10 protein-coding genes are annotated in these 9,130 nt (G+C 68.0%); 5 read left to right on the top strand and 5 right to left on the bottom strand.

What is annotated here, in order from left to right; all coding sequences use genetic code 11:
- Positions 1-98 precede the first annotated feature (98 nt).
- Together MEICH_RS27975 and MEICH_RS0110295 are read right to left on the bottom strand one after the other, a co-directional pair.
- On the bottom strand, positions 99-428 hold the full coding sequence (locus tag MEICH_RS27975) for an SWIB/MDM2 domain-containing protein (protein ID WP_027892547.1): 330 nt from the start codon (positions 426-428) through the stop codon (positions 99-101).
- Between the two features lie 186 nt (positions 429-614).
- Positions 615-2,579 carry a hypothetical protein gene (locus tag MEICH_RS0110295; protein ID WP_169730653.1) on the bottom strand — a complete coding sequence of 655 codons (1,965 nt, stop codon included), beginning with the start codon at positions 2,577-2,579 and terminating at the stop codon, positions 615-617.
- 653 nt (positions 2,580-3,232) lie between these two features.
- Between MEICH_RS0110295 and MEICH_RS28600 the strand changes: the two genes are divergently transcribed.
- Complete coding sequence (locus MEICH_RS28600; protein ID WP_157202708.1) at positions 3,233-3,679, top strand: hypothetical protein; 447 nt, start codon at positions 3,233-3,235, stop codon at positions 3,677-3,679.
- 181 nt (positions 3,680-3,860) lie between these two features.
- Here the strand turns inward: MEICH_RS28600 and prfB are convergent.
- Positions 3,861-4,959, bottom strand: a protein-coding gene (gene prfB / locus MEICH_RS24560; protein ID WP_157202707.1) for a peptide chain release factor 2 whose coding sequence is annotated in 2 segments (ribosomal slippage) — positions 3,861-4,907 and positions 4,909-4,959 — 1,098 coding nt in all. Because the reading frame shifts where the segments join, the coding sequence is not laid out codon by codon here.
- A 327-nt stretch (positions 4,960-5,286) separates the two neighbouring features.
- Here prfB and MEICH_RS0110285 point away from each other — a divergent pair.
- Together MEICH_RS0110285 and prmC are read left to right on the top strand one after the other, a co-directional pair.
- Positions 5,287-5,919 (top strand): Jag family protein, encoded by a 633-nt coding sequence (locus tag MEICH_RS0110285; RefSeq protein WP_027892545.1) that lies wholly within the window; start codon positions 5,287-5,289, stop codon positions 5,917-5,919.
- Between the two features lie 2 nt (positions 5,920-5,921).
- Positions 5,922-6,782: a peptide chain release factor N(5)-glutamine methyltransferase gene (gene prmC, locus MEICH_RS24555; protein ID WP_051304092.1), complete on the top strand. Its 861-nt coding sequence runs from the start codon at positions 5,922-5,924 to the stop codon at positions 6,780-6,782.
- Here the strand turns inward: prmC and MEICH_RS0110275 are convergent.
- Together MEICH_RS0110275 and MEICH_RS0110270 are read right to left on the bottom strand one after the other, a co-directional pair.
- On the bottom strand, positions 6,763-7,476 hold the full coding sequence (locus MEICH_RS0110275; RefSeq protein WP_027892544.1) for a hypothetical protein: 714 nt from the start codon (positions 7,474-7,476) through the stop codon (positions 6,763-6,765). The genes prmC and MEICH_RS0110275 overlap by 20 nt on opposite strands.
- A gap of 84 nt (positions 7,477-7,560) precedes the next feature.
- Positions 7,561-7,881 carry a PEGA domain-containing protein gene (locus MEICH_RS0110270; protein ID WP_036218492.1) on the bottom strand — a complete coding sequence of 107 codons (321 nt, stop codon included), beginning with the start codon at positions 7,879-7,881 and terminating at the stop codon, positions 7,561-7,563.
- A 93-nt stretch (positions 7,882-7,974) separates the two neighbouring features.
- Here MEICH_RS0110270 and MEICH_RS0110265 point away from each other — a divergent pair, with 93 nt between their 5' ends.
- Positions 7,975-8,751, top strand: a complete 777-nt coding sequence (locus MEICH_RS0110265; RefSeq protein WP_027892542.1) for an inositol monophosphatase family protein — start codon at positions 7,975-7,977, stop codon at positions 8,749-8,751.
- Positions 8,752-8,754: 3 nt separating this feature from the next.
- Positions 8,755-8,955: a hypothetical protein gene (locus tag MEICH_RS0110260; protein ID WP_027892541.1), complete on the top strand. Its 201-nt coding sequence runs from the start codon at positions 8,755-8,757 to the stop codon at positions 8,953-8,955.
- Positions 8,956-9,130 lie beyond the last annotated feature (175 nt).

Below are 9,130 nucleotides of genomic sequence, written 5' to 3'. Positions count from 1 at the left end.
GTNTNNCCCCTCCCCGCGCGCGGGAAGGGGTCTAGCATGGGCCGAGCCTTCCGCTGAAAGCTGACGGCTCAACCCATCAGACCCTTGCCAATTCCTGCTCAACGCACGTGCATGTTGACCAGCTTGGTCATCTCGAACATCGAGACCCGGTCCTTGCCGAAGATGGGGCGCAGGCGGTCGTCGGCGAGGATCTGGCGGCGGTCTTCGGTGTCCTGGAGGTCGTTGGACTTGATGTAATCCCAGATCCGCTTGGTGAGTTCGGCCCGGGTGAGCGGCTCCTTGCCTACGATGGCGGCGAGTTGCTCGTCGGGCTGGACCTTTTGGGCGACCCCGCCCCGGACCTCGCGGGTGCCCTCGCCCTGTGCACCGCCGCGCTGGCCCTGGCCGCTTCGCTGCCGGGTACTGCCTTGCTGTTTCGATCGGCTCATGAGTCCCTCCGGGGCTGAGGCCTGGGGCGCTGCGCACAACCCCTCGTCCCCAGCCGTCGCGCTCAGTGTCGGCCGCCGCGTGGGCGCGGGCATCCTTCTAAAGGGTGGGTCCGGGTCTAATGCCAATCGGTGCCCGAGCCCCACCGCGGTTCTGCGTCACCAGGCCACCCCCAGCCGCGAACCGCCCTATTTCTCCTCGAGCGAGTAGTCGCGCCCACCCAGGCGCAGGAGCTTGACCTTCCCGCCCTTGTCGCGCTCGCCCACGAAGGCGAAGTAGCGCACCACCCGCCCGTCGCCGAACTCGAGCTCGAGGGTGTTCCCGAAGAAGCGGTAGGTCCCGCTGTTGCTGCGCTGGCTGCCCACGGCCACTCCCGCGGTAGTGTCGCCGCCGGGAGTCCCGGTGTCGGTGGCGTTGAAGGAGTAGCCCGACACGCCCTCGCGCACGAAGCGGCCGTCGCGGCCGAAGGTGAGCACCACCTCCGAGAAGCCGCCCCCGCTGCCGCCGACGCTGGTGCTGAAGGCGGACAGCGAGCGGTAGCGGCCCTGGAGCTTGAGGCCGTCGAGGGGCTCGAGGCGCGTGAGGGTCTTCCCGCCGAGCTTGAGCCCCCCGGCACTGCGCTGGAAGGCCACGGGCTTGCCCCCGCCGATGACGATCTGGTTGCCCTGGACGCGGTAGACCTCGCACACCGGGAAGCCGTTGGGCTTGGTGCGGCTGCAGTCGGCCTCCTCCAGGCCCTCCTCGGGCTCGCCGGTGTAGACGTAGCCGTTCTTGTGGAAGAAATAGAGGTCCCAGCACAGCCCGCCGCACCTGGGGGTACCGCTGGAGGCCATCACGTCGAGGCCCCAGCTATAAAAGCGCCCCTCGAGGCCCCCCGAGCCGGGCGGCGGGGGCGGGGCCTTGGCCGGGCCGAAGCGCGGAAGGCGGGTGGGCTTGGCGACCGTCAGGCGGCACTCCAGGCGGTCCTTCCCGTGCACGGTGAACTGGCGCAGGCCCGTCTCGTCCTCGGAGTAGAACGCGTCGCGCTCGGCCAGGGGGCCGCTGGCGAACTCCACGCGGCCGTAGTCCTCGTCCTGCTGGCCCAGGACGTCGGCGGTGTAGCGGCCTTCGCCGCCCCCGAAGCGGTAGCGCCGACCGGGGAGGATCTCCAGGGTGCCGCCGCGCTGGTTGGAGCCGTCGGTGCGGACACAGGGGTAGCTGCCCGGCTGCGGGTCGCGGAAGCGGAACTCGAGGCGGGCGACCTGCTCGCGCGCGCCCTGCTGGTAGCAGTAGTAGTCGCGCTCCTGGGGCCCCACGTCGCGCAGCTCGAGCTGCTGGCCGTAGTCGTCGAACAGCAAAAACGCGTCGCTCGAGCCCGCGAAGGGCCCGCTCTTCCACACCACGTAGCTCAGGCTGCCGTCGGCCTTGAGGGCGTAGGTTCCGCTGCCGCCGGGCGTGCGGTACTGGTTCTTCCCGAAGAACTGGAACGCGAAGGCGGGCTTGGAGTAGTCGTCGCCCTTGGCGAAGGCGTAGCAGCGGAACTCGTCGGGCAGGGGCTGGCGCTCGGGGTCGAGCTTCAGCCGCACGATGTCGGCGTAGGTGGGGCTCTTGACGGGCGGCAGCTTGGCCGTGGGCGGGGGCGCGGAAGGGCCCGGCTTGGGCGCGCTGGCCTGGGCCGGGTGGAACTCGAGCGAGTCGAGGAAAGCTTTGAAGGCGGGCTCGTACCGGAGGAAAAGCTCGCTCGAGTTCGTCGCGTACATCACCAGCGCCACCCGCCCTCCGGCCTGGCCTGCGACGTAGAAGCGGTACTGGGTCGTACCCTTCGGGTCCCGCACGACCACCCCCTGCGCGAGCACGGGGTAGTCGCCGGGCTGGGCCCGGCTGGTCTGGACCTCGGTGCGCTCGAGCACCTCGTGGTCCTGGTGGAAGCGCCCCAGCGCCTGCTCGAACCACTCCCGGAGGTCACCCCCGAACTCCTGGCTGGGGAGCACCGTCATCAGCACCACCTGCTTGCCCGTCAGGCCTCGAGGCAGCAGGAAGACCACCCCCTCCCGGTCCTGCCGCTCCCAACCCTGCGGCACGGCGAAGCGGTAGATGTCGAACTGCTGGGCCTTCTGACCGAAAGCCCCCGAAAACATCACCCAAACCAGTGCAACGATCCCTAAAATACGCATCCCCACCCCCTGCGGAAAAGAATCAGTCTGAACCTTACTAAGCGTTCGGCTAGAAGAGGGTGAGAAAGCGGTGGAGGTGGGCTTTAGGACGGGGAGCGGTAAGCGATCAGCTGTCAGCGGTCAGCCATCAGCCAAAGGCCCGTGGTTAGTGGTTTGTCAAGGGTCGAGGGCCAAGGCGTTTGGCGTTTGGCGTTTGGCGTTTGGCGTTTGGCGTTTTGCGTTTGGCGTCTTGCGTACGAGGTAGGACGTACGATGTACGACCCAGGAGTACGACCCGCGCCCGGCATCCCGCTACCGGCTACCGACCACCGACACTTATGCGACCATAAAAGCAATGTCCCTGTTCCGCCGCTACCTCCTCTCCCCGCCTGCTTGCCGCGACCTCGAGCGGCTGCGCGACGAAGGGTGAGCCGCCGTTCGAGCCATGCCCCAATAACCCGATCAGCCCCGGCATTCGGCTGGTCAGCGTAGCGATTACCCTGCTGAGGCTCGAGCTAACCACCGACTCGATAGCTTTCAAAGTCAAAGTCTGGGATTCAGCTTTTGCTGAACAGCTCGAGAGGCCCAAATAGCGCCGAGCCTCGAGGTTGGTTGATGTGCATTTCTGGCACATCTGGAATCATTAGCTGTTATCCTCTCGTAGGAGGTTGTTGATGCGCCCCAAGTCCTTCAGTCGGTTTTTCGTCTTCGGTATCCTCTTGCTGGCCGGTTGTGCACCAAGCCTTATGTCCGCGGATGAGTTTCCTATCAAGGCAGGAGCTGTTTGGGAACTCACCCTAGAAGGTCCAAACGCCACCTCCCGGACCTTTGTCCTACGGGGAAAGCCCAGCCTGGATAGTGATTACATTAGCTATGATGGCCTGGCTGGCGAGGATGACGTACTTGCCATCTACTACAAGAATGGGATGTTGGCAACCATTGTATTTCTCGAAGATAACAAAAAGAGCTTCGATGATCGCAGAGCGATCTATTGCTTCACCTTCAAGGAAGGGCCTATCTGGGCAGGCAATGGCTTGATCGGCAGTTGGGCGCGGGACGTGGAGCCCATAAGCAGTCGGGAAATACGCCGTTTACCCCGGTGCGAGTTGCGTCCCAAGTAACCCAGTCCTGGTTTTTAGCAGGAGGATCAAATGATCCTCCTGCCGTTTTTTGGGCGCGTGATAGACAGCGTGCTACTCGCTGTTCTCGAGGACCGCAAGCCTCATGCACGGCCACGTTCCCGGCGATGAGGATGACCCGGCTCACGGGTGTCGCCCCACTGCGCGACCCCCGCTCACTGCCCTACTCGTCGTCGCCCACGGCGACCGTCTCCCGCCGCCCGGCCTTCCACTCCAGCCCCGCCCAGATCAAGCTTTCGAGGTCGCCGTCGAGCACCTGGTCGGGGTCGTGGCGCATCTCGCCGGTGCGGTGGTCCTTGATGTACTGCTTGTCGAGCACGTAGCTCCGGATCTGGCTGCCCCACTCGATGGGGCGCGACTCGCCCTTGAGGCGGGCCAGCTCCTCCTGCTTCTTCCTCCACTCGATCTCGAAGAGCTTCGAGCGCAGGATGTTCATGGCCATCTCTTTGTTCTTCTGCTGGCTGCGCGTGACCTGGCACTTGACGATGATGCCGGTCGGGAGGTGGACGACGCGCACGGCGGAGTCGGTGGTGTTGACCCCCTGCCCGCCCTTGCCCTGCGAGCGCATCACGTCGATGCGCAGGTCCTCGGGGTTGATCTGCACGTCCACGGACTCATCGACCTCGGGCATGATCTCGAGCGCGGCGAAGCTGGTCTGGCGCTTGCCCTGGGCGTTGAAGGGCGAAGGCCGCACCAGGCGGTGCACCCCGGCCTCGGGCGAGAGCAGGCCGTAGGCGTTCTCCCCGCGCACGATGAACTGCGCGTAGTCGATGCCCGCCTCGGCGCCGGGCTCGAGGTCGATCATCTCGAGGCTGAAGCCGCGGCGCTCGGCGAAGCGGGTGTACATGCGCAGCAGCATCTCGGCCCAGTCGCAGGCCTCGGTGCCCCCCGCCCCCGGCTTGATGGTCACGATGGCGGCGTTCTCGGCGTAGGGGAAGGAGAGCAGGGTCTGGTGGTAGAGCTCCTCGAGCTGCCGGGCGGCGGCCTCGAGCTCGGGCTGCATCTGCTCGCGCTCCTCCGCGCTCATCTCGGGCCATAGCTCGAGGAGCCCCTGCAGGTCGGACTCCAGGCGCCTATAGCCCTCGACCGCCCGCCGCAGCCGGGTGCTCTCCTGCGAGACGGCCCGCGCCTCGCCGGGGTTGTTCCAGAGGTTGGGGTCGTTGAGCTTGTGCTCGAGTTCTTTTAGCCGGTCTTCCTTACCGGCGATGTCAAAGATACCCCCTGAGGGCATCGAGTCGGTGTTGCAGGGTCGGCAAATCCATAACCTACTGAGTATAGCAGGAAGCCATCAGCCATCAGCCATCAGCCTTCAGCGGTCAGCCGTCAGCTCGTGGCCCCTAGCGTGTGCCTCGTGGTCCATCCCTCCCCTTCCCTCCCCGCCGGCATCAAGGCTTAGAGCCGAGGGTCTATGCGTTTGGCGTTTGGCGTCTTGCGTTTTGCGTCTTGCGTCTTGCGTCTTGCGTCTTGCGTTTTGGCGTTTGGCGTACGACACAGGACGTACGACGTACGACCGGCGTTAGGCGTTGGGCGTTCGGCTATCGGCTACCGCGCGTTGGGCGTTCGGCCCCGAGCGTTATATTCTATTGCTCATGGACGAGAAGAAGAGGGGTCTGGATGACCTGCTCTCCGACCTGGGCATCGGGGAGGGCGAGGCACCGCCTGCCACCGTGCTCAAGGAGGAAGAGCCGGTAGGGGTAGTGGCCCCGAGCACGGCGGGTGAAAGCGACCCGAAGCGGGCGCTCGAGAGCTTCATGGTGGGGCTGCTGCTGCGGCTCGACCCGGCCTATTCGCTGGACGTGCGGCAGGACGGGGAATTGCTGCGGGTGGAGGTGCTCGGCGGCGACCTGGGACGCTTCATCGGCAAGGAGGGGCGCACCCTCAAGGCGGTGGAGTTCGTCGCCAACGCGTACATGGCCAAGCAGTTCGGCGGGGCCTACCGGGTGATCCTCGACGCCGCCGGGTACCGCAAGCGCCAGGAGGAGCGCATCAAGCGCATGGCCTCCGACGCGGTGCTGCAGGTGGAGGTCAGCGGGCAGCCGGTGGAGCTGCCGCCCATGCGGGCCAGCGAGCGCCGGATGATCCACCTGATGTTCAAGCAGCACCCGCGCGTCACCACCACCTCCTACGGCGAGGGCGAGGAGCGGCACGTGGTCATCCTGCCGCGCGACCCTAACGCGCCGCCACTGCCCGAAGAGCCCGACACCGCCCCCGACGCCGAGTAGCCGTGACGGTGCGGGCACTGCTCAACGAGCTGGGGAACCGCCTCGAGAGCGCCCACAAGCCGAGCCAGGAGGCCTACTGGCTGCTCGCCAAGGCCCTGGGGACCAGCTCCCAGGGCCTTCTGCTGCGCCTGGGCGAGGAGGTGGGGGCCGAAGCCGGGGCGCGGGTGCGGGGCTGGCTCGAGCGGCGCCTGGCGGGCTACCCGCTCCAGCTCCTGCTGGGCGACGTGGAGTTCTGCGGCCTGACCCTCGAGGTGCGCGAGGGGGTGCTGATCCCCCGGCCCGAGACCGAGGCGCTGGTGGAGTTGGGGCTGGAGCTCATCGCCCAGCGCCCCAGCCCCCGCGTGCTGGACGTGGGGACCGGGACGGGGGCCATCGCGCTGGCGCTCAAGCACGCCCGCCCCGACGCGCGGGTGTGGGCTACCGACGTCGACCCGGCGGCGGCCGAGTTGGCGCGGGCCAACGCCGAGCGGCTGGGCTTGGCGGTGGAGGTGCTCGAGGGGGCCTTCACCGCCGGGCTGGGCGGCTTCGACCTGCTGATCTCCAACCCGCCCTACCTGCCGGAGGCGTACCGCGCCGAAGCCCCGCCCGAGCTGGCCTACGAGCGCGACGTCGCGCTGTACTCGGGCCCCGACGGGCTGGACATGCCCCGCGAATTGCTCGAGCGCGCCTACGGGGCGCTGGGGCCCGGGGGCTGGCTGGCGCTCGAGCTCTCCCCCGACAACGCGCCAACCCTGGCCGAGGAGGCGGCAGGCCAGGGCTGGCAAGGGGTTCAGGTCAGGGCCGACCTGACGGGAAGGCACCGGTTTTTAGTGGCGCGGAAGATCGCCCACGGCTCACCGCCGCCTACGCCAGGGTCGCCGTGACCCGGCCGCGCAGCTCCCAGCCGCCCTCGCCGCGCCAGCGCTGGCAGATCTCCAGGCCGGACGTGCCCGCGGCCCGCTCGAGCTCTTCGTGGTCGTAGAAGAAGACCCCGCCGCCGGCGCGGTCGTCCACGTTGCCGAAGCCCTTCAGCCATTCCCGCGCCGAGACGCTGTTCTCGACGGCCCTGGTCACCGCCGCGCCGACTTTGGCCTTCATCTGCTCGATCCCGGCGCCGGTGGGCTCCTGGTGCGCGAAGTTCAGGGTGGGGACGAGCGCGTCGAGGCTCTCGCGCACGGCCTTGTCGAGCGCGGCGTGTCCCCTGGCGAGGGCCGGGCCCACCGCGCCGCCCTCCTCCGTCAGGACGGCGACGCACCCCACCACGCCCCCTACGTCACCGACGCCGAGGGGCTGCTCGAGCGGGATGGGCCGCAGCACGGTGTTGAACTCCCCGACCGCCGAGGGGATGGCGATCGCCTCGCCGGGTTCGGCGTCGTGGCCGGACAGGTTGACGTGGCTGCCCGGGGTGCCGCGCACGGTGGCGGTGCCCGTGAGCGCCAGGGCCGGGCTCACCCGGGCGGTGTCGCCGTCGATCTTGAAGAACACCGTCCACAAGCAGGGCTCGGCGCTGCCAATGCCGTTGCCCTCGTCGACGCGGCGGATCTGGTTGAGCTTGAGCCGTACGTTGAGCACCCGCACCCGCGTCCTCCCCCGACCGTCCTTCGAGGCGAGGGTAGCTCGAGGCACGTTACCGCCAGGTAACAGCGGGCCGGGCGCGGGGCGTTACAGCCGCCGCAGAACCACGTCGAGCCGGAAGTACTGCCCCGCGGCGATGCGGATGTTCTGGACGAAGGCCTCGTAGCCCGGCGCCAGCACCACCACCTCGTGGCTGCCCGGCTGGATGCGGCTGAAGACGAGCACGCGGTCCGAGCCCACCCGCCCGGCCTCGCGGCCGTCCACGAAGACCACGGCGTCGGCCGAGTTGGTGCGCACCTCGAGCGCCGTCACCCCGGCGGGCGGGGGGGCGTCGGGCTGCACGACGACCGGGATGCACCCGGCGAAGAGCAGGGCCACAAAGGCGAAAAGACCGAGGCGTAGCTTCATGGGCTCCTCCCGGTCCGATTAAACCGGCCGAGGGTTTGGGCCGCATGAGGGGAGCCTTCGGGCTGGGCCGGAGTCCTGGTATGGTAGGCGGGTATGGACCTGCGCCCCTTCCTCGAGACCGCGCTCGCCGCGGCTTACGTGGCTCGAGGCATCCACCAGCTCTACCAGGACAAAGGCTTCACCCAGAGCACCAAGTCCACCCCCACCGACGTCGTGACCCAAGCCGACAAGGAGGCCGAGGCCGCCATCCGCGCCCTCATCGAGCAGCGGCACCCCGGCCACGTGGTGCTCGGCGAGGAGGAGGGCCAGCAGGGCGAGGGCGAGTACCGCTGGATCGTGGACCCGCTCGACGGCACCGTGAATTACGCCCACGGCTTCCCCTTCTACTGCGTGAGCATCGGGCTCGAGGTGCGCGGCGAGGTGATGGTGGGCGTGGTGCTCGACACCGCCCGCGGCGACCTCTTCACCGCGACCCGCGGCGGCGGGGCCTACTTCAACGGGCGGCCCATGCGGGTCTCGCGGTCGCCCAAGCTGCTGGGCAGCCTCATCGCCACCGGCTTCCCCTACGACGTCGCCCGCGACCGCGAAAACCTGACCTACCTCGAGCGCGTCCTCTTCAAGGGCATCACCGTGCGCCGCCCCGGCGCCGCCGCCCTCGACCTCGCCTACGTGGCCTGCGGGCGGCTCGACGGCTTCTGGGAGGTCAAGCTCAACCCCTGGGACGTGGCGGCGGGCTGGCTGCTGGTCGAGGAGGCGGGCGGCAGGATCACCGGCATCCACGGCGAGCCCTACCGCATGGGCAACCGCTACCTCATGGCCTCCAACGGCCACATCCACGAGGAATTGCTGGCGACGATCCACGGCCGGTAGCCCATGAGCCGCCGCGAGCCCACCCCTGGCGAAGCTACGGCGCGCAACCCGGCGCCCGACCTCGAGCTCTTCCTCGACAAGCGCAAACGGGTGTGCCTGGCCTGCGGGATGGAACTGCCCGAGGGCTTCGTGGCCGCCTGCGGCCTCAAGCAGCGCTGCCCCCACTGCAAGCACGCCTACCCCCTCGGCGACTGCGCCGACTGATACCGGTAGGAGTTACGCAGTTGCAGTTGACTGGACATTCTTCTGTGTGCTAGGAGGAGAGTGCTTAGCCAAGCTTCTCCAAAGGGGGTGATGCCCATGAACCCACCGAAGTGCGATGACCTGGACTACATCCACTTTCTCATCGGCCGCTCAGCGGGTCTTCACCTGCACCGAG

This window comes from Calidithermus chliarophilus DSM 9957 (assembly GCF_000430045.1).
GTDB lineage: Bacteria > Deinococcota > Deinococci > Deinococcales > Thermaceae > Calidithermus > Calidithermus chliarophilus.
Note: the sequence above shows the minus strand (reverse complement) of the source record. Positions and strands in the feature narration are given on the sequence as shown.

Bases quoted from the DNA above. Each gene is read 5' to 3' on its own strand.
- MEICH_RS0110265 (WP_027892542.1), top strand. From the start codon at position 7,975: ATGGACCTGCGCCCCTTCCTCGAGACCGCGCTCGCCGCGGCTTACGTG.
- MEICH_RS0110260 (WP_027892541.1), top strand. From the start codon at position 8,755: ATGAGCCGCCGCGAGCCCACCCCTGGCGAAGCTACGGCGCGCAACCCG.
- MEICH_RS27975 (WP_027892547.1), bottom strand. From the start codon at position 428: ATGAGCCGATCGAAACAGCAAGGCAGTACCCGGCAGCGAAGCGGCCAG.
- MEICH_RS28600 (WP_157202708.1), top strand. From the start codon at position 3,233: ATGCGCCCCAAGTCCTTCAGTCGGTTTTTCGTCTTCGGTATCCTCTTG.
- MEICH_RS0110270 (WP_036218492.1), bottom strand. From the start codon at position 7,881: ATGAAGCTACGCCTCGGTCTTTTCGCCTTTGTGGCCCTGCTCTTCGCC.
- MEICH_RS0110295 (WP_169730653.1), bottom strand. From the start codon at position 2,579: ATGCGTATTTTAGGGATCGTTGCACTGGTTTGGGTGATGTTTTCGGGG.
- MEICH_RS0110285 (WP_027892545.1), top strand. From the start codon at position 5,287: ATGGACGAGAAGAAGAGGGGTCTGGATGACCTGCTCTCCGACCTGGGC.